This is a genomic window from Streptomyces sp. NPDC028711 (assembly GCF_055565415.1).
In genome coordinates this window covers 64,015-85,767 of record NZ_JBVHUJ010000007.1, presented here as the reverse complement: position 1 = coordinate 85,767, position 21,753 = coordinate 64,015, and the positions used below count along the sequence as shown (strand labels likewise).

Sequence of the window (21,753 nt, the reverse complement as noted above, 5' to 3'; positions counted from 1 at the left end):
ATCGCGGACGGGCCTGCCTGTTGCACCTCTGTTGTATCTAAGCTGTGCGCATGCCAGCCGCCCCCGTCAAGCCGCCCGCCGCGGCCGACCGTGTCTACACGCATGTCAAGCAGGCCGTACTCGACCGGCAGTACGAGGGAGGCACCCTCCTCACCGAGGGCGAACTCGCCCTCGCGGTAGGGGTGTCCCGGACGCCCGTCCGCGAGGCGCTCCTCAAGCTGGAGATGGAAGGGCTGCTCAAGCTCTACCCGAAGAAGGGCGCCCTCGTCCTCGCCGTCTCCGCCCAGGAGATCGCCGACGTCGTCGAGACCCGCCTGCTCGTCGAGGAGTTCGCCGTCCGCCGGGCCGTGCCCGCGCCCGCCTCCCTCATCGCACGGCTCGAAGAGCTCCTGGAGGAGCAGAAGCAGCGCGCCCTGGTCGGAGACCTCGCCGAAGTCGCGGTCACCGACCGCTGCTTCCACGCCGAGATCGTCCGCCACGCCGGCAACCAGATCCTCTCCCGCCTCTACGACCAGCTCCGGGACCGTCAGCTGCGCATGGGCGTCGCCGTGATGCAGTCCCAGCCCGACCGCGTCGCCAAGAACATCGCCGAGCACGCCGAGATCCTCGACCGGATCAAGTCCGGTGACGTGGAGGGCGCCGCCCGCTGCGTCCGCCGGCACCTCAGCTGGGTCAAGGTCCTGGTCCGGGGTGAGGACCGGTGAGCAGGTCCCACGGATCCGTCGGCACCCTTCCCGGAGACCCGCCCGGGGGCCGCCGCGCCGCCCTCGTCTGGGGCGTCGGCGTCGCCGTCTACTTCGTCGCCGTCATCTTCCGCACGTCCCTCGGCGTCGCCGGACTCGACGCCGCCGACCGCTTCGACGTCAACGCCTCCGCGCTCTCCACCTTCTCCATCCTCCAGCTGCTCGTCTACGCGGGCATGCAGATACCCGTCGGCCTCATGGTCGACCGGCTCGGCACCAAGAAGGTCCTCGCCCTCGGCGTCGTCCTGTTCACCCTCGGCCAGCTGGGCTTCGCCCTCTCCCCCTCGTACGGCACGGCGCTCGCCGCCCGCGCCCTCCTGGGCTGCGGCGACGCCATGACGTTCATCAGCGTCCTGCGGCTCGGCAGCCGCTGGTTCCCCGCCCGCCGGGGCCCCCTCATCGGCCAGGTCGCCGCGCTCTTCGGCGTGGCCGGCAACCTCGTCTCCACCGTCTTCTTCGCCCGCGCCCTGCAGAGCCTCGGCTGGACGGCCACCTTCGTCGGCAGCTCCCTCGCGGGCGTCCTCGTCCTCGTTCTGCTGCTGCTCTTCCTCAAGGACCACCCCGAGGGGTACGAGCCCCAGCCCTCCACGCACGCGGGCGCCGCGTTCGTGCGCCGTCAGATCGTCGAGTCCTGGCGGGAGCCCGGCACCCGGCTCGGCATGTGGGTGCACTTCACCACCCAGTTCCCCGCGATGGTCTTCCTGCTGCTCTGGGGACTGCCGTACCTCGTCGAGGCGCAGGGCCTGTCCCGGTCGGCCGCCGGGGGACTGCTCACCCTGGTCGTCCTGTCGAACATGGTCGTGGGCCTCGCGTACGGGCAGATCATCGCCCGCCACCACACGGCCCGCGCGCCGCTGGCCCTCGGTACGGTCGCCGCGACCGCCCTGCTGTGGGCGAGCACCCTCGCGTACCCCGGTGATCACGCGCCGATGTGGCTGCTCGTCACCCTCTGCCTGGTCCTCGGCGCCTGCGGACCGGCCTCGATGATCGGCTTCGACTTCGCCCGCCCGGCGAACCCGCCGGAGCGCCAGGGCACCGCGTCCGGGATCGTCAACATGGGCGGCTTCACGGCCTCGATGACGACGCTGCTCGCCGTCGGCGTGCTGCTCGACGCGACCGGTGACGACTACCGGATCGCGTTCTCGTCCGTCTTCGTCCTGGAGGCGATCGGCGTCGTCCAGATCCTCCGCCTCAAGGCCCGCACCCACCGCAGGGAACGGGAACGGCTCGTGGCCAGCCGCGTGGAGGCGGTGCACGTGCCGGTCTGAGAGGTCAGCGGGGCGTCACCGCGAAGTTGTCGAGGATCGCACGCCCCAGCTCCTCGTCGCCCTCCACCTTGACCCGGTCGGCCACATCGGCCGACCGGACCCGGCCGCAGGCCAGGCGCACATACGTCTCCCAGTCCGTCGCGAGCGTCACCGCGGGGCCCAGCGAGGGCGCGCCGTCGATCGAACCCCGGCCCTCCGCGTCGACCCGCACCGTCCGCAGGAACTCCACCGGGCCGCTCACGTCGACGACGACCGCCGAGGAGGCGGGTGCCCCCGCGTCCTTGGCGACCACCTTCGGCAGCGCCTCCAGGAGCACGTCCCGCGTCACGTGCGCGCCCGCCGAGTCGAGGTTGCCCGGGACGCCGAGCGCCGCCCGCAGGTCCTGCTCGTGCACCCACACGTCGAAGGCCCGCATCCGGTAGGCCAGTTCCAGGGACTGCTCGGCGCCCAGGGGCGCGCGGATCAGATGCTCGGGCGAGCGGTTCTCGTTACGGAGCTGCCGGGCCCGGCGGATCAGGATGTACTCCAGCTCCGAGGTCATCTCCGGTGCGGTGTGGTGCCGCCGCACATCGACCTGGACCTCCATGTAGCGCGCGAAGTCAGTGCGTACGTGGTACAGATCGCGCGGCAGGGAGTGGATCGGCCGCGGGTCGCCGAGCATCTCCGTCTCCATGCCGATCACATGGGACACGATGTCCCGCACCGACCAGCCGATGCACGGTGTCGGCCGGTTCCACTCGCCCTCCGCGAGCGGCTGCACCAGCTCGGCTATCGCCTCGATGGAGTGGGTCCAGGCGTCGGCGTAGTTCTGGAGGCTGGGATGGACGGTCACGGGACCCCTCGGCGGTTCTTCGGTGCGCGGGCTCAAAACACGACTGGGTAGGAGGCTCGGACGCTAAGTTACGCTGCCCGAAGGCACCCCGGCAGTGCTTTCGTGTGACGATCGTAGGCCTGTGTTGACGGCTCGAATGCCAGGACGGTGGTAGTGTGCGCGCCTCGCTGATCCAGATCGCGGTAGACCCGGACGAACCGGTCGACGCCCGGCGCACCCGCGTGGCGCGTCTCGTACGGGAGGAATCCGGCCGCGCCGACCTCGTCGTCCTGCCGGAACTGTGGCCCATGGGGGCCTTCGCGTACGAGTCGTTCGCCGCCGAGTCCGAGCCGCTGAACGGCCCCACCCACCGGGCGATGGCGGCCGCCGCACGCGACGCCGGGGTCTGGCTGCACGCCGGCTCCTTCGTGGAGGCGGAGGGCGGCGCCCTCTACAACACCTCGCTCGTCCTCTCCCCCGACGGCGAACTCGCCGCCTCCTACCGGAAGATCCACCGCTTCGGCTTCGACAAGGGCGAGGCGGTGATGATGGCGGCCGGCGAGGACCTCGTCACCGTCGACCTGCCGCACCTCACCGTCGGCGTCGGCACCTGCTACGACCTGCGCTTCCCCGAACTCTTCCGCGGGCTCGTCGAGGCGGGCGCCCAGGCCTTCGTCGTCCCGGCCGGCTGGCCCGCCCGCCGCCGCGCCCACTGGACCCTCCTGGCCCGGGCCCGCGCCGTCGAGAACCAGGCGTACGTCCTCGCCTGCGGTACGGCGGGCACCCACGCGGGCGTCGAACAGGCCGGCCACTCGATCGTCGTCGACCCCTGGGGCGAGGTCCTCGCGGAGGCGGGCCCGGGGGAGGAGATCCTCCGCGTCGACCTCGACCCGTCGAAGGTCACCACGACCCGCGAACAGTTCCCGGCCCTGAAGGACCGCGTCCTCGGCCTGGCGACGCCGAAGAGGGGCTGAGCCTCCGGCCCCGCCGGGCCTCACCCCTCCCGCGACGCCGGCCCCGCCGGGCCTCACCCCTCCGCCGGTGCCGGGGCCCGTACCAGTTCCGCCCCGTCCGGGAGGAGGCCCGTCAGCTCCTGCCAGATGCGCTTCGGGGGGACGTGGCGCAGCCGGAACGGGCTGGTCGCCGTCGCCCCGCCCTCCGCCATCGGCTCGGCGGGCAGCTCCCGCAGCCAGTAACCGAGCGGACCGCAGTCCCACGCGGCGACCGCGCGGGCCGCCACGCCCTGCACCCCGTCCTGACGGCCCTGCCAGGCCGCGGTCATACGCCAGTTGGAGCGCACCTCCACGATCAGCTCCGCGAGACGCGCGGCGGTGCCGTCCGCCGCCCCCGCCGCGCGCAGCGCCTCGCCGACCAGGACCCGCTCGTCCGCGCCGGGTGTCGCCGCGGCCTTCTCCAGGGCCGCGAGTCCCGCCTCGAGCACGCCCACGGTCGTCTCGACCACGTCCTCGCCGGCCTCCGAGGCATCGGACTGGCGCAGCCCGATCAGGTCGGCGAGCGTCCACACCACGGTCCTCGGCTCCACGAGCCGGTACTCGGCCTCCTCCTGGCCCGGCCAGGTCTCGTGGCAGACGACGTGCTCGTCACCGATGAGCACCCCGTGGTGCAGGGTGCCCTGCCGGCCGCCCGCCTCCAGGGAGACGATCACGGTCGGCTGCACGAGGGTCCGCATCAGGGGCAGCAGGAGCGCGGACAGCGCCCCGGCACCGTTCATGAGCCCGCAGTCCCGCAGCCGTGCCTCGGCGGGCGCCATGGACTCCGGGACCGGCTGACCGGTCGCCAGCTGGGCGAGGACGAAGACCTCGTCGTCGTTCAGCCGGAAACGGGATCGGGTCACGTCGAAGGAAGGCATGTCTCGCTCACTCATGTAGGACGGTGTGATCGGTGGGGCGGGTAGGACGGGCGGGACTTTGACGAGGGCCTGGCACGAGGGCCTGGTACGAGGGCCTGGTACCTGGTACGAGGGCCTAGTACTGGGACTCGGTCCAGAAGTGGGTCACGCGGGAGATCCCCGCCTTCACCGCGCCGACCCGCGTCAGGACGGAGCGGTCGACGCCCGCGAAGATCAGCGCGAGGGCCAGGTCCCCGCCCTCGGCGCGCCCGGCGGCCTGGACGGAGAGCCTGCGGTTCTTGCCGCGCCCGGACTCGCGGACCGTGATCGTGACCCCGGGGTCCTCGTCGTCGGCGACGCGGTTCAGGACGTAACCGTGCTTGTCGAGGGCCGCGAGCCGGTAGTGGTCCCCCGCGTACCGCATCATCAGCGCGCGCTGTTCGAGGGTGGCGCCGAAGCGGTTCCGGTCGATGTACACCATCCGGTCCCCGACCCGCAGCGTGGACCGGTTCAGGGTCGGCAGCGTGAGCCCCTCGGCGTGCATCCCGCGCGACTCGAACGAGGTGACGGGAAGCTGTCCGCCCCGCACCTCCGAGACGATCGACTCGCGGGTGGCGCGGGGGAGCGGGGCGGTCAGCACGATCTCGCCGAACTCCGGGGAGACGCCTTTCCAGCCGGCGCTGTAGTGGTGCCGGTTGCCCTCCTTCCACGCGAGGAGTTCGAACGGGCTGACCTGGGTGTGCATGAACGGATTCCTTTACGGTGACGGGCGGACGGCCTCGGTGGACTCAGTCGAACGGGTTCAGCGCGCTGCCCAGCTTCTTCGCTCCGCTCGCGATGCCGTCGCCCACGTCGGATGCCTTGTCGCCGATCCAGTCGCCGGCCTCCTCGATGCCCTTCCCGATGGCCTCGTGGTTGTCCCAGATCAGCGCGGCCCCGTAGGCCACGCCGGTGCCGACGGCGAGGCCGAGGGTGACCGGGTTCGGGGCCACGGTCAGCGCCGTCATCGAGGCGCTGAACGCCGTCCCGGTGAGGTCCGAGGCGAACTTCGCCGGATCGGCCTTGATCATGTCCGTGTTGTACGTGGCGAGGTTGGCCACGCCGTACGCGGTGGCCGCCACGCCGCCGACGACACCCGCGCCACGGATCCAGCCCGCGGCCTTGGCCGCGTTGGCGAGACCGCCGTTCTGGGCGACCTTCACCAGGTTGGCCTCGGCGGCGGTCGGCATGAAGAAGGCGCCGTTGCGCATGAACCCGCCGAGCATGGCGGCCTCGTCGGAGCCGGTCAGCGCGGTCGCCAGACCCGGCGGCACCTTGCTGAGCAGACTGCCGGGAGCCGCCCCCGCAAGCCGCATGTTGAAGTGCTTGGAGAGGAAGGTGCCGGGCGCGGTCGGGTGGACGAACGGCGGCCGGATCGCCTTGGACAGCTTGTACGAGTACAGACCGGCCGTCGTCAGGGCGCCCGCGAACGCGCCCGCCGTGATGGTGCCCTTGGTGAACTGAGCGACGAGGTCGGCGAGTTTCTCGTTGCCGGTGAGCTTCGCGATGCCGTCGCGCTGGAGCCGCGCGACGTAGTCGTCGAGCGTCTCGTTGTCCTTCATCTTCAGCCAGGCCAGGTTCATCCGGTCGTCCTTGGCCTTGTCGTCGGCCGCGGAGACCTTGCCCGCGTCACCGTTGAACCCGGTGCCCAGCGTCGCGTCGTTCTTGTTGCCGTAGCCGTCCTTGACCACGGCCTCCAGGTCCTTCTTCAGGTCCTGGTCGGCGAGGTCGAAGGCCTTGACGCAGCCGGCCAGGTGCTCGGTCCAGGCCGCCTCGGCCTCCCGGACGCTCTTGGCACCGTCGGGGTCGTGCTGCAGCGCGCTGCGCTCGCTCGGCGAGAGCCGCTCGTAGTCGTAGGCGACCCTGCCCTCCTCGGACACCTTCATCCCGGCCTTGACGGCGTCGGCGCGGGCGTTCTCCAGCTGCTTCTTCAGCTCGGTGAACTGCTCGTGGGCGTTGCGCAGCAGCGTCCCGGTGGCCTTCGCCTGCGTCTGGGCGGCCTGGTACTCGTAGCGGGTCGCCGTGAAGTTGGTGTGGGCGGCGGTCGCGCTCTCGCCGAGCCAGGTCTGCGCCGTCGTCAGCGACTGCACGCTGTCCCGGTAGCGCTCCTCCACCTTGTGCAGCTCGCCTGCCATCTCGGTCCACTTGTCGGCGGTGGCGGAGAGCTTGCCCAGGTCGGTCGTCATGATCTCGGAGTACGTCAGCATGTCCGGCCCCCTCAGTACTGCTCGATGCGCGAGGTCGGCCGGACCCCCGCGATACGGGCGCGGGTGTCGGTCTCCTGCCGGCTGAACGAGAGCGCGGCGCCGCGCAGCGCGGTCTTCTCGGAGGCGAGCCGGGCGAGGAGGTTCTTCACCTGGTTGTCCCAGGTGGTCTCGACGGTCTTCAGACCGGCGGCGGTCGCCCAGCCCTCGAAGCCGCTGACGGCGGCGGTCGTGGCGGCGTCGGCCCACTTGGCGGCCTTCGCCGTGCCCGGCTCCAGCTCGTTCTCGATGGTGTTTGCCGCGGCCTTCTTCTTTGCTGGCGCGGTGGCGAGGTTCGGTGCTCCGCCCGAAGTGCCGCCGCCTCCCCCGCCTCCGCCGCCGTCGAGCTGGTTCAGCCGGGTCCCGACCGGGTCTGGTGCGGTCGTGCCGGACCGTATCCCGGCCCAGTCCTCGTCAAACCCCATGCGCTGTGCCCCCATGAAAGAACGATCATCACTTTGCAGGTGCACCGTATGTTTCCGTGGTGACGCCCGAGGCGCAAGGTGCGGTCTCCCATGCCTGCCCAGGGCATGAAGCCCGCGCCTGCTCAGGGCATGAAGCCCGTGCCTGCCCAGGGCATGAAGCCCGTGCCGTTCAGAGCGTGACGCCCGTGCCGTTCAGAGCGTGATGCCCTGCAGGGAAGCCCGCTCCGGTTCCGGGTCCGGCGCGTACTCCGCCCAGGCCGCCGCCAGTCTCCGTACCGCCTCCGTGAGCACCTCCGGCGGCAGGAGGAAGTGGAGCCGGAGATGGCGGACGCTGCCGCCGAGCGCGTCGGTCGTCGCGCCCGGGAGGACGGCCACGCCGTGCCGGAGCGCGAGCTGGGCGAAGGAGACGCCGTCGCCGTGCGGAAGCCGTACCCACACCGTCTGACCGCCGGTCGCCGGGGCGCAGGACCAGGAGGGCAGCAGCCGGGACAGCTCGGCGCGGAGGTGGGCGTGGCCCGCGCGCAGGCCGCGCAGCCGGGCGTCGAGTACGGGCCCGAAGCCGTCCAGGAGCCGGGCCGCGACCAGTTGGGACGGCAGGTCGCTGCCCAGGTCGTGCAGGGCCTTGAGCCGGGCGAGACGGGCGATCAGCGGAGCCGGGGCGCGCACCCAGCCGATGCGCAGCCCGCCCCACACGACCTTGCTCAGCGAACCGACCGCGATCACCTCGCCGTACGAGGAGAGCATCGGCGCCGGCGGCGACGCGCTGTCGAACGCCAGGTCCGCGACGGCCTCGTCGTCCACGAGCGGCACGCCCAGCGCGTTCGCCGCCTCCACGAGCCGGCGCCCGGCGAGCGGCGGAAGCACCGCCCCCGTCGGGTTCTGGAACCGCGCCACGACATAGGCCAGGCCCGGACGGTGACGTTCCATCACCCGGACCGCCTCCGGCACGTCGATCCCGTCGGGGCCCACGGCCACCGGCAGCGGTACGGCGGCCGCCTCCCGGAACAGGTCGAGCGCCCCCGGATACGTCGGCGCCTCCACCAGCACCCCGTCCCCCGGTGCGAGCAGCAGCCGGGCGAGCAGCGAAAGCGCCTGCTGCGCACCGGTGGTGACCAGGATCTGCCCCGGCCCGGTCGGCACCCCCCGCGCCGCGTACCGCTCCGCCACCGCCGTCCGCAGCGTCCCGAGCCCCGCCGGGTGGTAGCCGAGATCCCCGTCCGGCAGGACGAGCGAGCGGTACGCCTCCGCCAACTCGGGCGGCGGCTGCGCCGGGGCCGCGCAGCTCAGCAGGATCACGTCGTCCGGCGCCTCCAGGAGGTGCAGGAACAGCGGGTTCGACGTCTCCGTCACCCGAGGCGCCTCCGGCGCGAGCGCCGCACGCGCGACCCTGGTACCGCTGCCCTGCCGTCGTACGAGCCGCCCCTCCTGGCGCAGCGTGTCGTAGGCGGCCACCACCGTCGTACGGCCCACGGCCAGGGCCTTCGCGAGCCGCCGGTCCGGCGGGAGGAGCGCGCCCGGAGGCAGTGCGGCCTCGTCGATCAGGGCGCGCAGCCGGGTCGCGAGCAGCAGGTACAGCGGTCCGCGCCCTGCCGACCAGCGGCCGAGCCGGGAGACCAGGTGGTCCAGATCCAGGGACGCGTCGATTGGCTCCATCGCCGGACCAATCTGCCGCGATTGGACCTGGGAAGGCAAACGGCGCGTCCACAGACTGAACGCATGAGCCACGCCGACGACTCCGCCGCCACCCCCCTCCGTCCCGCCCTTTCCGCATCGCCCGGTTCCGGCGCGGTCCGTCCCGAGACCCTCGCCGTCCACCCGCCGCACGTCGAGATCACGGGCAGCAGGCCCCTCGGCGTCCCCCTCCACCAGGGACACGTCTTCGCCTTCGACTCGGCCGACGCCCTCGCCACCGCCTTCACCTCCGCCGACGCCTTCCTCTACAGCCGCCTCGGCAACCCCACCGTCCGTACCCTCGAAGAGGCCGTCACCCGCCTCGAAGGCGGCGCCGCCGGCCTCTCCTTCGCCTCCGGCATGGGCGCCGTCAACGCCGTCCTGCTCGGCCTGCTCTCCGGCGGCGACCACGTCATCGCCCAGAGCTGCCTGTACGGCGGCACGTACGCGGTCCTCACCGACCTCGCCACCCGCTGGGGCGTCGACGTCACGTACGTCTCCGGCACCGACCCGGAGGAGGTACGGGCGGCCCTGCGCCCCGAGACCCGGCTCCTCTACCTGGAGACCATCGCCAACCCGACCACCCGCGTCTCCGACCTGCCCGCGCTCGCGGCCGTCGCCGCCGGGGCCGGGGTCCCCGTCGCCGTCGACAACACCTTCGCGTCACCGCTCCTCTGCCGGCCCCTCGACCACGGCGCCGACATCGTCGTCCACTCCGCCACCAAGTACCTGTCCGGGCACGCGGACGTCCTCGGCGGCGTCGCCGTCTTCAAGGACGCCGAGGTGTACGACAGGGTCCGCCACCACGCCGTCGAACAGGGCGCGTCCACCGACCCGTTCGCCGCCTGGCTGACCCTGCGCGGCATGCAGACCCTGTCGCTGCGCATGGAGCGCCAGTGCGCGAGCGCCGCCGACCTCGCGGCCCGGCTCGCCGCGCACCCGGCCGTCGGAGCCGTACGCCACCCGGCGCTCGCGAGCCACCCGGACCGGGAGATCGCGGCGCGTCTGCTGCCCGGCGGGGGCGGCGGGGTGATCTCGGTCGACCTCGCGGGCGGCCGGGAGGCGGGCCGTACCTTCGTCGAGGCGGTACGGCTCGCCTCCCTCAGCGTCTCCCTCGGCGATGTGAAGACCCTGGTGATGCACCCGGCCTCCACCTCCCACCACCAGCTCGACGCGACGGCCCTCGCGGCGGCGGGGATCGGCCCCGGCACGGTCAGGATCTCGGTCGGCATCGAGCACGTCGAGGACCTGTGGACGGACCTGGAGCAGGCACTCCAGAAGGCGCTGTAGCCGCTGTGCCCTTGTCCGCCTAGTCCTCTCGCTCCCGCTCGGCCATCCGGATCACGCACACCGCCACGGCGATGAGCAGGGCGGCGTCCGCGTCCTCGCGGACCACGTTCACCGCGTACGTCTCGCGGACGTGGAACCACTGCCGGGAGATGTGGGCCAGGAGTTCACCCTCGTACTCGACGACGAACTCCCGGTCCAGGATCCGGCCGCTGACATCCAGTGCGGTGCCCTCGACGAGCGTCACCCGGTAGTGGTTGCGCAGCAGCGAGAGCCGCTTGCGGCGGACGGTCGCGAGCGGCCGTTCGTCGCGCTCGACGGTCATGGCGTCCCGCAGGGCGAACATCTTCTGCCGCAGGGTGATCAGGACGTGCCCGTCGGGGTCCTTCAGCTCCAGGGTGTCGCGCAGCCGGAGCGCCTTGCCGTCGACGAGGAAGGCGTGGCGGCCCTGCTCGTCCTCGATCCAGTAGTCGTCGCCGATCGCGAAGATCTTGTCCCGTACGAGATATTTCACGGCGGTATGCCTGCCCGCGCGGCCGGCACTTCTCACGCGAAGTAGCGGGTGAACGCGTCCGGGGTCGCCCCGAGCACCGGGCCGAACGGCGAGTCGAGCTGGTGGATGAGGAGCACGGTGAAGGCGATGAAGCCCGCCAGGCCCATCACCATCACCACATGGGTCGCGCTCCTCCTGACCCCGAAGAGGAACATGAACCCGAGGGTCAGCGCGCCGCCGATGAGCAGGCCCGTCCACAGCACGGGGGAGAGCCGCTCCTGCGCCGCCGCCTCCCGGCCGCGCCGGGCGTCGTCGACGTAGCCGAGCTGGGCGAGGACCTCCTGGGCGGCGATCTGGTGGGGCACCTTCGCGGACTCCTCCACCTCACCGGCCCGCCGCAGCTGTTCGAGGAGCCGCCAGCCGGACATGTCGAGCGGTTCACGCGCCGCCATGACCGGCCACTCGACGTCGACGACATGACCGGCGTACGTCCGGGCCGCCTCGCGCAGCGGCTCCCGCCGGTCGGCGGGGAGCGCGTCCGCGAGCAGATACATCTGGTGGAGGGCGCTCGCCTCGGCCTGTACGTGGTCGGCGGCGGCGGAGCGGGTCTCCCAGACGGAGACGAGACAGAGGCCGAGGACGACGGCGTAGAGGACCGACACCATCATCGCGATGTACTCGGCGACGTCCTCGCGGGGCTCCTCGTCCTCGCCCAGCGGGAAGAGCCTGGTCTTGGCGACGACGGCGAGGGCGGCGACGAACGCGACGCCGAGGACCACGACGAGCGTTTCGAGCAGGGCCACGGTCAGCTTCTCCGGTTGCCGAGGAGGGCGGCCGCGATGGCCGCCGGGATCAGGAGCAGCAGCAACATCGTCACGACGCCGAACTCACTCGCCTCCCGCCCGCGCCGCCGCAGGCGCCCCAGGAACCCCTCGGAGTCGTCGGCGGCGGCGCGGCGGGCGACGGGAGGAGGAACATCGGTGCCGACGCCTCCGGTACCGGTGCCGGCACTGGCTCCGACCCCGGTGCCGACAGTGGCCCCGGCTCCGGTGCCGGCGCTGGCTCCGGCCCCGGTGCCGGTACTGGCCCCGGCCCCCGTCCCGGCACTGGTCCCGGCCCCGACGGCTCCGCCGGGTCCCGGGCCGGGCGGCCCGACGGGCAGGACCGGGGGTACGGCGGCGGGGGGTACGGCTTCCGGGGGTACGGCTCCGGGGGGTGCGGCCGCCGGCGGCGGAGCGGCGGGGGGTGCGGGGGCGCCGGGCGGGGCGGCGGGTCCGGCTCCGGGCGCGGCGGGTCCGGGCGCGGGGGCCCCGGGCGCGGCGGCCCCGGCTCCGGCAGCCCCGGCCGCGCCTGCTCCGGCCGCGGCAGCCCCCGCGGCCCCGGCAGCCCCGGTCCCAGGGGCGGATCCTGGCACGGCAGGGGCTGCGGGAGCCCCCGCCGCCCCGGGAACCGGCGCCCCGGGCGGCGCCGCACCCGTCCCCCCTACGGAACCCCCTACGGAGGCTCCCGGACCTGCTCCAGGTCCCCCTACGGAGGCCCCACCGGAACCCGCTCCAGGACCCCCCACCGAGCCCCCTCCCGAACCTGCCCCAGGACCCCCCGAGGCCGCCCCGCTCGTCCCACCCGCTCCGGGCGCCCCAGGGGCCGGGCCGACCCCGTTGTACCCGGCGCGGGCGCTCGCGGTGAGTCGCCGCTTGAGCGACGGGACGGTGCCCTCCGCGCGGACGGTGCCCCAGTGCAGCCCGGGCGCCGCGGGGAACCTGGCGACGCACTCCAGCTCCTCGGCCGCCGGCAGCGGCCCCGCAGGGCAGCGCACGGACCCGGCGGGGACCTCGGGGTCGACGACCCGGACCCGGTACAGGTCCGCCTCGCTGTGGTTCACGAGGCGGTACCGCTTCACGACCTGCCGGCCGACCCGGATGTCGGGCGGTCGCGGCCCGCTGTCGCCGCGGCCGTTCACGGTCACGGTCAGCCGCAGGGACCCGTCCCCGGCGCCGCCGGCCCGCGCGAGGGCCACGGGGAGGACCAGGCAGGCCAGGACCAGGCAGGGCAGGACGAGCAGCACCACCAGGAGGCCCCAGCTCACCCGATGGCGGTAATAGTCTGATGATCCGATAAAACGCTCCACCATGGCGCCATGCTCACCACCACCCGCCCCCACCCCGCCCCCGGACACGCACCCCGGCCCCACCCGGCCCCTACATTCCACCCGTACGGCACCCTTGACCCATGAACGACTCCGCGCCCGCGACCGCACCCCGCCGTGCCCGTGTCCGCGCCCCCGAGCTGATCGGCAAGGGTGGCTGGCTGAACACGGGAGGAGACGACCTGACCCTCGCCGACCTGCGAGGAAAGATCGTTCTGCTCGATTTCTGGACCTTCTGCTGTGTGAACTGCCTGCACGTCCTCGACGAGCTCCGTGAGCTGGAGGAGAAGCACCGCGACACGCTCGTGATCGTCGGGGTGCACTCGCCGAAGTTCGTGCACGAGGCCGAGCACCAGGCCGTCGTCGACGCCGTCGAGCGGTACGAGGTGCACCACCCCGTACTGGACGACCCCGAGCTCGCGACCTGGAAGCAGTACGCCGTACGCGCCTGGCCGACGCTCGTCGTGATCGACCCGGAGGGGTACGTCGTCGCCCAGCACGCCGGTGAGGGCCACGCGAACGCGATCCGGACGCTCGTCGAGGAGCTGGAGGCCGAGCACGGGGCCAAGGGGACGCTGCGGCGCGGGGACGGGCCGTACGTGGCGCCCGAGCCCGTCGCCACCGATCTGCGGTTCCCCGGCAAGGCGATCCTGCTGCCCTCCGGGAACCTCCTGGTCTCCGACACGACCCGGCACCAGCTCGTCGAGCTCGCCGCCGACGGCGAGACCGTCGTGCGGCGCATCGGCGAGGGTGTCTTCCGGGAGCCACAGGGTCTCGCCCTGCTCCCCGACGGGAAGGTCGTCGTCGCCGACACGGTGAACCACTCCCTGCGGGTCCTCGACCCGGAGAGCGGCGCGATCGAGCGCGTCGCCGGCACCGGAAGGCATTGGTGGCAGGGGTCCCCCACCTCGGGGCCGGCCCTCGAGGTCGACCTGTCCTCGCCGTGGGACGTGGCCTGGTGGCGGGGCAAGGTGTGGATCGCCATGGCCGGCGTCCACCAGCTGTGGACGTACGACCCGGCGACCGGAACCGTCGAGGTCGCGGCCGGCACCACCAACGAGGGGCTCGTCGACGGGCCCTCCGCCGAGGCCTGGTTCGCGCAGCCGTCGGGGCTGTCGGCCACCGAGGACCGGCTGTGGATCGCCGACGCCGAGACCAGCGCCCTGCGCTGGATCGACGCGGACGGGAGCGTCCACACCGCCGTCGGCACCGGCCTCTTCGACTTCGGGCACCGCGACGGCGACGCCGCCCAGGCCCTGCTCCAGCACCCGCTGGGCGTCACGGCCCTGCCCGACGGCTCGGTCGCCGTCAGCGACACGTACAACCACGCCCTGCGCCGCTACGACCCCGCCACCGGCGAGGTCACCACCCTCGCCACGGACCTGCGCGAGCCGAGCGGGGCGGTCCTCGTCGACGGCGACATCGTGGTCGTCGAGTCCGCCCGGCACCGGCTGACCCGGCTGCGGCTCCCCGAGGAGGCCGTCCGGGTCGAGGCAGTGGCCCACCGCACCCGGCGCGAGGCCACCGAGGTCGCCCCCGGCCGCCTCCGTCTGGACATCGTCTTCCAGGCCCCGACGGGCCAGAAGCTCGACGATCGCTACGGCCCCTCGACCCGGCTCCTGGTCTCCGCGACCCCGCCGGAGCTCCTCCTCGGCGGCGAGGGCACGGGCACGGACCTCTTCCGGGACCTCGACCTGAACCCGGAGGTCACGGAGGGCGTCCTGCACGTCTCGGCGATGGCGGCGTCCTGCGACGACGACCCGTCGAACGAGTACCCGGCCTGCCACGTCCACCAGCAGGACTGGGGCGTCCCGGTGAGGATCACGGAGGCGGGCGCGACCCGGCTGCCCCTGATCCTGGCGGGCATGGACGGCTGAGGGAACTCAGCGCACGATCCCCTGGTTCCTGGACGGGCGCCCCGCGGCCCCGTCCAGGCACCCCGCCACCCAGGCCGCCGGATCGTGGACGGCCCGGTCGCCGCCCATCCCCTGCCGCTCCATGAGCGCGCACTCCCCGTCGAGCAGCGCCTTCGTCCGCGAGCCGTCCACGTCGTACCCGCGGATCCGGCTCGCCTGCACGTAACCGCCCTCGTACGCGATGTCCGTGCCCCAGGGCGGCCGGTCGGCGTACCGGTCGATCAGCCCCCACGCCACCGCCGTGCCGAACAGCACGGCGGCGGTCAGGAACAGGACGAACTTCTTCCGGGACGGGCCCTCATGACGGTGCATGGGGCGACGGTGTCAGGCGGGGCCTTTCCCGGATGTTTCGCGAGCGGGTACGGGTGCGGGGTCCGGGATCAGCCCTCCAGGAAGGCGACCAGGGCGTTGGCGAGGAGGTACGGGTCCTCCGCGCCGCAGAGTTCGCGGGCGCTGTGCATGGAGAGGATCGCGACGCCGATGTCGACGGTCTTGATGCCGTGGCGGGCGGCGGTGATCGGGCCGATCGTCGTGCCGCAGGGCATGTCGTTGTTGGAGACGAACGACTGCCAGGGCACGCCCGCCTTCTCGCAGGCGGCGGCGAAGACCGCGCGGCCGCTGCCGTCGGTGGCGTACCGCTGGTTGACGTTCACCTTGAGGATCGGGCCGCCGTTGACGCGCGGGTGGTGCGTCGGGTCGTGGCGCTCCGCGTAGTTCGGGTGGACGGCGTGGCCGGTGTCGGAGGAGAGGCAGACGGTGCCGGCGAAGGCCCGCGCCCGGTCCTCGTAGGAGCCGCCCCGCGCGTACACCGAGCGCTCCAGGACGTTGCCGAGCAGGGGGCCCTGGGCGCCGGTGTCGGCCTCGGAGCCGTTCTCCTCGTGGTCGAAGGCGGCGAGGACCGGGATGTACGGGAGGTCGTCGCGGCCCGCGAGGGACGCGAGCGCGGCGACGCCGGCGTGCACGGAGATCAGGTTGTCCATGCGCGGACCGGCCAGGAGCTCGCGGTCGCGGCCGAGGTACGCGGGTGCCTCGACGGCGTGGACCATCAGGTCCCAGCCGCTGACGTCCTCGGCGTCGACGCCGGCCTCGCCGGCGACGAAGGAGATCAGGTCGCCCTCGTGGACGTCGCCCATGCCCCAGACGGGCTGCATGTGCCGCTGGCGCTCCAGCTTCAGGCCGTCGTTGGCCCCCCGGTCGAGGTGGATGGCGAGCTGCGGGACGCGCAGCAGCGGCCGGTCCACGTTGACGAGGCGGGTGCTGCCGTCGCGGAGGGCGAGGCGTCCGGCGAGGCCGAGGTCGCGGTCGAGCCAGGTGTTGAGGAGGGTGCCGCCGTAGATCTCGACGGCGACCTGCCGCCAGCCCTGCGCGCCCAGGTCGGGCTGCGGCTTCACGCGCAGGTTGGGGGAGTCGGTGTGGGCGCCGACGATGCGGTACGGGGTGTGGGCGGCGGCGCCCTCCGGCACGTACCAGGCGATGATCGCACCGCCGCGGATGACGTACTTCCCGCCGCTCGTCCCGTCCCAGGCGGCGGTCTCCTCGACCTGGCGGAAGCCGGCCTTCTCCAGGCGTTCGCCGGCGCTCGCGACCGCGTGGTACGGCGAGGGCGAGGCCGTCAGGAAGGCCATGAGGTCGTCGGTGTGTCCGCGGTCGAAGGGGCCGGCGGTGGGACGGGAAGCTGCGCTGCTCATGGATCAACCTTACGCAGTACGGGACCGCCCGATCCGGCGGGATGACCACTCCCCTGCCCACCCACGAGCGGGCCGGTGCGCCGGGAGGTGGCCGGTCACGTCCACCGGTAGGACCTGGCGAGTGAGCCGAAGGGGCGCGGCCGGGGGAACGGTCCCGAGCGCGCGGAGCCTCCCGAGGAACGAGGAAGGCGAGCACGGTCGGGACCGTGAGCCCGGCTTGAGCGCCCCGGAGGCGAACCGAGCCCCGAAAAAAGGCAGAACGGCCCGCCCCCCTCCCCGGGGACGGGCCGTGTTCTGCAGGACGGGGGCGCGGTCTTAGAACGCGGCCTCGTCCAGGTCCATCAGCGAGCCGTCGACGGCCTCGGCGAGGGCGCGCTCGGCGGTGACGCCGGGCAGGACGTTGGCGGCGAAGAACTTCGCGGCCGCGATCTTGCCCTGGTAGAACGGGACGTCCTTGCCGGTGGCGCCGGCGGCCAGCTTCTCCGCCGCGACGGCCGCACCGCGCAGCAGCAGGTAGCCGACGACGACGTCGCCGGAGGCGAGCAGCAGGCGGGTGGTGTTGAGGCCGACCTTGTAGATGTTCTTGACGTCCTCGCCGGTGGCGGTGAGGTCGGTGATCATCGTGCCGACGATGCCTTCGAGGTCGACGGCGGCCTTGGCGAGCGCGTCGCGGGCGCCGGCCAGCTCCTCGCCGCCGGTGCCGACCGCGAGGAACTTCTTGATCTCCTCGGACAGCGTGTTCAGGGCCGCGCCCTGGTCGCGGACGATCTTCCGGAAGAAGAAGTCCTGGCCCTGGATGGCGGTGGTGCCCTCGTAGAGGGTGTCGATCTTGGCGTCCCGGATGTACTGCTCGATCGGGTACTCCTGGAGGAAGCCGGAGCCGCCGAAGGTCTGGAGCGACTGCGCGAGCTGCTCGTAGCCCTTCTCGGAGCCGTATCCCTTGACGATCGGGAGCAGCAGGTCGTTCAGGCCGTGGAGGGCCTTGGTGTCCTCGCCGGCGGCTTCCTTGATCGCGATCTCGTCCTGCACGGAGGCCGTGTAGAGGACGAGGGAGCGCATGCCCTCGGCGTACGCCTTCTGCGTCATGAGCGAGCGGCGGACGTCGGGGTGGTGGGTGATGGTGACCTTGGGCGCGGCCTTGTCCATGAAGTTGGCCAGATCGGTGCCCTGGACGCGCTCCTTGGCGTACTCCAGGGCGTTGAGGTAGCCCGTGGAGAGGGTGGAGATCGCCTTCGTGCCGACCATCATGCGGGCGAACTCGATGATGAGGAACATCTGGCGGATGCCGTCGTGCTTGTCGCCGATGAGCCAGCCCTTGGCGGGGTGCTGGTCGCCGAAGGTCATCTCGCACGTGTTGGAGGCCTTGAGGCCCATCTTGTGCTCGACGTTGGTGGCGTAGACGCCGTTGCGCTCGCCCAGCTCGCCGGTCTCCCAGTCGAACTCGTACTTCGGGACGAGGAAGAGGGAGAGGCCCTTGGTGCCGGGTCCGGCGCCCTCGGGGCGGGCGAGGACGTAGTGGAGGATGTTCTCCTCCATGTCGTGCTCGCCGGAGGTGATGAAGCGCTTGACGCCCTCGATGTGCCAGGAGCCGTCCTCCTGCTGCACGGCCTTGGTGCGGCCCGCGCCGACGTCCGAGCCCGCGTCGGGCTCGGTGAGGACCATGGTGGAGCCCCAGCGGCGCTCGACGGCGATCTGCGCGGCCTTCTTCTGCTGCTCGTTGCCCTCGGTGTAGAGGATGCCGGCGAAGGCCGGGCCGGAGGAGTACATCCAGATGGCCGGGTTCGAGCCGAGGAGCAGCTCCGCGTAGGCCCAGATCAGGGAGCGCGGGGAGACGGTGCCGCCGATCTCCTCGGGGATGCCGAGGCGCCAGTACTCGGACTCCATGAAGGCGTTGTACGACTTCTTGAAGGTGGCCGGGACGGGGGCGGTGTTGGTCTCGGGGTCGAAGACCGGCGGGTTGCGGTCCGCGTCGGCGAAGGACTCCGCGAGCTCGTTCTCGGCGAGGCGGCGGATCTCGTCGAGGATGCTCTTGGCGGTCTCGACGTCCATCTCCTCGAACGGCCCGGTGCCGTACACCTTGTCGCGGCCGAGGACCTCGAAGAGGTTGAACTCGATGTCGCGGAGATTCGACTTGTAGTGCCCCATGGCGACGGCTCCGTTAAGGCTCGGGGAGGCGGATGTCCTGGTACGCGGGCGTGGTCGTGCCCATGCGGTCGTGCTCGTACTACCGGTGAGTAGCCCACGCTTCTCTACGATGATGCTACCCACCGGTAATAAGAGCAACCCCTATCGGGTCATCTGTGACACGAGCCGCAGAGAAAGGCCCGGGACACGTGCCCCGGGCCTCCCTGTGGATCTCTGTCCGTCAGTACAGATTCTTCAGGTCCGTCCCCTCGGGGGCCCGGAAGCAGCCGGAGACGACGGAGACGCCGATCAGGTTCTTCTTCTTCGGGTCGGTGCTGCCGACCCACAGCTCGGCGTTGACGGCGAAGTGCTCCTTCTCGGACTCCGCGAGGAGCTCCAGGCTCTTGGCCTTGCTGTTGTTCGGGCCGTACGAGACGACCTTCCAGCCCTTGGTGGGCAGCGCCTGCCTGAGCCGCTCGAAGCCCTGCTTCAGCTCCTCCTCGGAGACGTCGTACACCGACCAGGGGTGACGGATCTTGAAGAGGTGCTCGCGGTCCTCCGGGCAGGTCGAGGCGCCCGGGCCGATGGGGGTGGACTTGGCGCGGGGCAGCCCGATCATGTCGAAGATCTGGCTGGAGACCTCCTTCGTCCGCGTCCTGGCGTCCGCGACGGCGAGGGTCGTGGGGGTGTAGCCGAGGTCGTCGGCGCCGCCGGCGTCGTTCATGGAGCATCCCGTCGCGAGGGTGGTGAGGGAGAGGAGGAGGGCGCCGAGCGCCGCCCCCCGGACTCTGGTGGGGTGGTTGCGGATGGTCATCAGTCGTCCTCGTTCACCTTGTCGTACTCACCGACCACGACCTTCGCCTGGTTCGAGAGACTCTCCGAGTCCCGCTCCCAGTACGAGGTGTGACCGCTGGTGTCCACGTCCATCCGGTGCGCGCCGAACAGCTCGTCGGAGGGCACGGTCTGCACGTATCCCGCGTTAAACGGGACGCCGTTCCAGGTCTCGACGCCCCACGTGTAGCCGCCGAGCCCCGCGGCCTTGCCGCCCGCCGGCACCATGTCGCTCGTCGCCGCCTCGGACCAGACGTGGTCCGCGCCGACGTCGAGGTCCTCGGCCCTGCCCGTGAGCATGCCCGGGCTGCCGACCGCCACGATGTCGTCCGCGGCCAGATCGCCCTTGTTGGAGGCGTCTCCGACGACGGTCGAACCGTAGCTGTGGCCGATGACCGTCGTGTGGCTGTTGTCGGGACCGCCCTGCGCGGTCTCCAGACCGTCCATGAACTGGAGCAGGTGGGGAGATCCGTTGTACGCGTAGTCCTTCTGCGTGGCATCGGTCAGGACGGACTGCGGAGCCTCGTAGCCGAACCAGGTGATGGTCGAGACGCTCTCACCCGGCGCCCACTTCTGCGTCTCCTTCCACATGTCGGTCATCCGGCTGATGTCCTCGCCGAAGTTGTTCAGGTTCGTCTTCGTGCCCGGCACGTAGACGGCGGTGTGGTCGGCGGTGTCCGGGTTGCCGTTGGCGATGATCGCCCGGCCGATGCCCTCCTTGTCGTAGCCGAGGAGGTACGCCTCCGGCAGGCCCTCCTTGCCGGTGGCGTCGAAGCGGGCCTGGATCGAGTCGCTGCCCTTGAGCTGTTCCTTCAGCCGCTCCTGGTCCTTCTGCCACTGCTTGTACTCGGGGCTGAGGACGACGGCCGGGTAGGTGCCGTTCGGGTTCGGGATGTACTGGTTCGGCGCGGGCTTGTTCAGGTCCGTCTGGATCTGCGCCCGGGTCTCGGCGAAGACCATCCGGTTGGCGTCGTCCCGGACCGACGACGGCAGGCCGTCGAGGGCGCCGACGGACGCCGGGTAGAGCGTGGCGTACTCGTCACGCTGCTCCTGGGAGAGACCGTTCCACCACTCGGCGTTCTCCTTGGGGGACTTGCCGTGGGGAATGCGGTCGTCGTCGGCGTACTTCCCGGCGGCCTGCTGGAGGGCCTTGGTGTCGGCGGCGGCGTCGACCAGGTCCGCGTCGCTGACGTCCAGGCCGGGGCCGGCCTTGAGCCTGCGCAGGGCGGCGGCGTAGCGGCCGTCGATCTCGGTGGCCTCGCGGACGGCGTCGCCGATGCGCTGGGCGATGTCCTCCGCCTTGCCCTTGTTGGCGTCGGCGCTGCCGACCCCTTCGCCCTTGCCGGGCGCGAGCGGGACGGGCGCGCCGTGCTCGGCGGTGTTGCTGCCGGGGGCGAGGACGAGGGAATCGGTCGGGTACTCGACCGAACCGTCGGGCTTCACGGTGAACTTGAGGTTCTCCGCGTCCTCCAGGGCCTGCTTCAGCTTCCTCTGCGGGGCCGCGAGCTCCGATGCGAGGCCGTTGAGCGCGGTGCGGACCAGTCCGCACTCGGTGTGCAGGTACTGGTAGTTGCGGCTGAGCTGCCGGACGGCGTGGGTCGCCTCGGTGGCCGTCTCGCCCTTCTGCGTCTCGTGGATCCTGGCGAACATGCCGTTGTCGACACGGTCCTTGTCGGCGTTGGAGCGGGAGGAGACCTTTCCCCAGCCGTCGGCCGCGTCGGTGTACTCGTTCAGCTTCACGTCGCGCAGTTGCTGCCAGGTGGGCACGGGCTCAGCCTTCCTTCCGCGCGGGAGCCGGCGCCTCGGCGGCGATCTTCCTCTGCGTCGCGGCCTCGCGCTCACCGAACTGCAGGCCCGCGCTCTTCAGCGCGCCCTCCAGGCGGCCGCACTCGTCGCGTACGGCGCCGAGGCGGGCCTTCCAGGTGCCGAGGATCTCGGTGAGGCCGGCCGAGGAGTCGAAGCCGGCGGTGCCGCCGCTGACGCCCTCGTTCGCGGTGTCGAGGTCGGTGAGCGAGGAGGTGGTGGAGGTGCGCAGCTCACCGGCGGTGTTCCCGGCCTGGTGCCACGGGCCTTCGTCGGCCTTCAGGTTCGCGTCGCCGCCGCCGGAATCGGGGGAGGGTACCCCCGCGAGGGTCATCGTGGCGGGCTGTCCCGGCGGTGCCGTCCCGCCGAACAACTCTTCCCAAGTGGCGTTCAGCGCCATGTTCCACCCCCGTGGT

The 21,753-nt window shown here is 72.1% G+C and carries 20 protein-coding genes; 5 read left to right on the top strand and 15 right to left on the bottom strand.

Translation table 11 applies throughout. The annotated features are described in order from the left end of the window. The first annotated feature begins 50 nt into the window (after positions 1–50). A complete protein-coding gene (locus ACZ4VK_RS22310; protein WP_468354561.1) occupies positions 51–704 on the top strand; it encodes a GntR family transcriptional regulator in 654 nt (217 codons plus the stop codon). After that, complete coding sequence (locus ACZ4VK_RS22305) at positions 701–2,011, top strand: MFS transporter (protein WP_468354558.1); 1,311 nt, start codon at positions 701–703, stop codon at positions 2,009–2,011. Before ACZ4VK_RS22310 ends, ACZ4VK_RS22305 begins: the two co-directional genes overlap by 4 nt. A 4-nt stretch (positions 2,012–2,015) precedes the next feature. Here the strand turns inward: ACZ4VK_RS22305 and ACZ4VK_RS22300 are convergent, their stop codons facing one another. Next, positions 2,016–2,843: a maleylpyruvate isomerase family mycothiol-dependent enzyme gene (locus ACZ4VK_RS22300; protein ID WP_468354556.1), complete on the bottom strand. Its 828-nt coding sequence runs from the start codon at positions 2,841–2,843 to the stop codon at positions 2,016–2,018. A 155-nt stretch (positions 2,844–2,998) separates the two neighbouring features. On the opposite strand from ACZ4VK_RS22300, the gene ACZ4VK_RS22295 reads away from it, so the two are divergent. Then, on the top strand, positions 2,999–3,796 hold the full coding sequence (locus ACZ4VK_RS22295) for a carbon-nitrogen family hydrolase (protein WP_468354553.1): 798 nt from the start codon (positions 2,999–3,001) through the stop codon (positions 3,794–3,796). A gap of 53 nt (positions 3,797–3,849) precedes the next feature. On the opposite strand, the gene ACZ4VK_RS22290 is transcribed toward ACZ4VK_RS22295, so the two are convergent. From ACZ4VK_RS22290 to ACZ4VK_RS22270, 5 genes are all read right to left on the bottom strand, one after another. Beyond that, positions 3,850–4,707, bottom strand: coding sequence for a histidine kinase (locus ACZ4VK_RS22290; RefSeq protein WP_468354550.1), 858 nt, complete (start codon positions 4,705–4,707; stop codon positions 3,850–3,852). 100 nt (positions 4,708–4,807) lie between these two features. Beyond that, complete coding sequence (locus ACZ4VK_RS22285) at positions 4,808–5,416, bottom strand: hypothetical protein (RefSeq protein WP_468354547.1); 609 nt, start codon at positions 5,414–5,416, stop codon at positions 4,808–4,810. 43 nt (positions 5,417–5,459) lie between these two features. Next, a complete protein-coding gene (locus ACZ4VK_RS22280) occupies positions 5,460–6,917 on the bottom strand; it encodes a hypothetical protein (protein ID WP_468354544.1) in 1,458 nt (485 codons plus the stop codon). A gap of 11 nt (positions 6,918–6,928) precedes the next feature. Further along, positions 6,929–7,393, bottom strand: coding sequence for a hypothetical protein (locus ACZ4VK_RS22275; RefSeq protein ID WP_468354542.1), 465 nt, complete (start codon positions 7,391–7,393; stop codon positions 6,929–6,931). 177 nt (positions 7,394–7,570) lie between these two features. Then, positions 7,571–9,031: an aminotransferase-like domain-containing protein gene (locus ACZ4VK_RS22270; protein WP_468354540.1), complete on the bottom strand. Its 1,461-nt coding sequence runs from the start codon at positions 9,029–9,031 to the stop codon at positions 7,571–7,573. 63 nt (positions 9,032–9,094) lie between these two features. On the opposite strand from ACZ4VK_RS22270, the gene ACZ4VK_RS22265 reads away from it, so the two are divergent. After that, positions 9,095–10,339 carry a trans-sulfuration enzyme family protein gene (locus tag ACZ4VK_RS22265; protein ID WP_468354537.1) on the top strand — a complete coding sequence of 415 codons (1,245 nt, stop codon included), beginning with the start codon at positions 9,095–9,097 and terminating at the stop codon, positions 10,337–10,339. 19 nt (positions 10,340–10,358) lie between these two features. On the opposite strand, the gene ACZ4VK_RS22260 is transcribed toward ACZ4VK_RS22265, so the two are convergent. Genes ACZ4VK_RS22260 through ACZ4VK_RS22250 form a run of 3 tightly spaced genes read right to left on the bottom strand, consistent with a single transcriptional unit; the run spans position 10,359 to position 12,915 of the window. Continuing rightward, positions 10,359–10,850: an LURP-one-related/scramblase family protein gene (locus ACZ4VK_RS22260; protein ID WP_468354534.1), complete on the bottom strand. Its 492-nt coding sequence runs from the start codon at positions 10,848–10,850 to the stop codon at positions 10,359–10,361. Positions 10,851–10,882: 32 nt separating this feature from the next. Beyond that, positions 10,883–11,632, bottom strand: a complete 750-nt coding sequence (locus ACZ4VK_RS22255; protein WP_468354531.1) for a bestrophin-like domain — start codon at positions 11,630–11,632, stop codon at positions 10,883–10,885. Positions 11,633–11,634: 2 nt separating this feature from the next. Continuing rightward, on the bottom strand, positions 11,635–12,915 hold the full coding sequence (locus tag ACZ4VK_RS22250) for a hypothetical protein (protein WP_468354528.1): 1,281 nt from the start codon (positions 12,913–12,915) through the stop codon (positions 11,635–11,637). A 143-nt stretch (positions 12,916–13,058) separates the two neighbouring features. Here ACZ4VK_RS22250 and ACZ4VK_RS22245 point away from each other — a divergent pair, with 143 nt between their 5' ends. Further along, the gene (locus ACZ4VK_RS22245; RefSeq protein ID WP_468354526.1) at positions 13,059–14,852 is read left to right on the top strand and encodes an NHL domain-containing thioredoxin family protein; all 1,794 of its coding nucleotides are present in this window, start codon (positions 13,059–13,061) and stop codon (positions 14,850–14,852) included. Positions 14,853–14,858: 6 nt separating this feature from the next. Here ACZ4VK_RS22245 and ACZ4VK_RS22240 read toward each other — a convergent pair whose 3' ends face one another. The 6 genes from ACZ4VK_RS22240 to ACZ4VK_RS22215 form a co-directional block, all read right to left on the bottom strand. Then, a complete protein-coding gene (locus tag ACZ4VK_RS22240) occupies positions 14,859–15,203 on the bottom strand; it encodes a hypothetical protein (protein ID WP_468354523.1) in 345 nt (114 codons plus the stop codon). A gap of 68 nt (positions 15,204–15,271) precedes the next feature. Further along, the gene (locus tag ACZ4VK_RS22235) at positions 15,272–16,579 is read right to left on the bottom strand and encodes a M18 family aminopeptidase (RefSeq protein ID WP_468354520.1); all 1,308 of its coding nucleotides are present in this window, start codon (positions 16,577–16,579) and stop codon (positions 15,272–15,274) included. A 315-nt stretch (positions 16,580–16,894) separates the two neighbouring features. Beyond that, positions 16,895–18,724 (bottom strand): acyl-CoA dehydrogenase, encoded by a 1,830-nt coding sequence (locus tag ACZ4VK_RS22230; protein WP_468354517.1) that lies wholly within the window; start codon positions 18,722–18,724, stop codon positions 16,895–16,897. A 220-nt stretch (positions 18,725–18,944) separates the two neighbouring features. Beyond that, on the bottom strand, positions 18,945–19,517 hold the full coding sequence (locus tag ACZ4VK_RS22225; protein ID WP_468354514.1) for a hypothetical protein: 573 nt from the start codon (positions 19,515–19,517) through the stop codon (positions 18,945–18,947). After that, the gene (locus tag ACZ4VK_RS22220) at positions 19,517–21,301 is read right to left on the bottom strand and encodes an alpha/beta hydrolase (RefSeq protein WP_468354511.1); all 1,785 of its coding nucleotides are present in this window, start codon (positions 21,299–21,301) and stop codon (positions 19,517–19,519) included. The genes ACZ4VK_RS22225 and ACZ4VK_RS22220 overlap by 1 nt, the downstream gene beginning before the upstream one ends. Positions 21,302–21,305: 4 nt before the next feature. Then, the gene (locus ACZ4VK_RS22215) at positions 21,306–21,737 is read right to left on the bottom strand and encodes a hypothetical protein (protein ID WP_468354508.1); all 432 of its coding nucleotides are present in this window, start codon (positions 21,735–21,737) and stop codon (positions 21,306–21,308) included. Positions 21,738–21,753 lie beyond the last annotated feature (16 nt).

Excerpts from the sequence above, each read along its gene's own strand:
- ACZ4VK_RS22265 (WP_468354537.1), top strand. The coding sequence starts at position 9,095 with ATGAGCCACGCCGACGACTCCGCCGCCACCCCCCTCCGTCCCGCCCTT.
- ACZ4VK_RS22245 (WP_468354526.1), top strand. The coding sequence starts at position 13,059 with ATGAACGACTCCGCGCCCGCGACCGCACCCCGCCGTGCCCGTGTCCGC.
- ACZ4VK_RS22230 (WP_468354517.1), bottom strand. The coding sequence starts at position 18,724 with ATGGGGCACTACAAGTCGAATCTCCGCGACATCGAGTTCAACCTCTTC.
- ACZ4VK_RS22275 (WP_468354542.1), bottom strand. The coding sequence starts at position 7,393 with ATGGGGGCACAGCGCATGGGGTTTGACGAGGACTGGGCCGGGATACGG.
- ACZ4VK_RS22240 (WP_468354523.1), bottom strand. The coding sequence starts at position 15,203 with ATGCACCGTCATGAGGGCCCGTCCCGGAAGAAGTTCGTCCTGTTCCTG.
- ACZ4VK_RS22270 (WP_468354540.1), bottom strand. The coding sequence starts at position 9,031 with ATGGAGCCAATCGACGCGTCCCTGGATCTGGACCACCTGGTCTCCCGG.
- ACZ4VK_RS22235 (WP_468354520.1), bottom strand. The coding sequence starts at position 16,579 with ATGAGCAGCGCAGCTTCCCGTCCCACCGCCGGCCCCTTCGACCGCGGA.
- ACZ4VK_RS22290 (WP_468354550.1), bottom strand. The coding sequence starts at position 4,707 with ATGAGTGAGCGAGACATGCCTTCCTTCGACGTGACCCGATCCCGTTTC.
- ACZ4VK_RS22285 (WP_468354547.1), bottom strand. The coding sequence starts at position 5,416 with ATGCACACCCAGGTCAGCCCGTTCGAACTCCTCGCGTGGAAGGAGGGC.
- ACZ4VK_RS22225 (WP_468354514.1), bottom strand. The coding sequence starts at position 19,517 with ATGACCATCCGCAACCACCCCACCAGAGTCCGGGGGGCGGCGCTCGGC.
- ACZ4VK_RS22215 (WP_468354508.1), bottom strand. The coding sequence starts at position 21,737 with ATGGCGCTGAACGCCACTTGGGAAGAGTTGTTCGGCGGGACGGCACCG.
- ACZ4VK_RS22310 (WP_468354561.1), top strand. The coding sequence starts at position 51 with ATGCCAGCCGCCCCCGTCAAGCCGCCCGCCGCGGCCGACCGTGTCTAC.
- ACZ4VK_RS22280 (WP_468354544.1), bottom strand. The coding sequence starts at position 6,917 with ATGCTGACGTACTCCGAGATCATGACGACCGACCTGGGCAAGCTCTCC.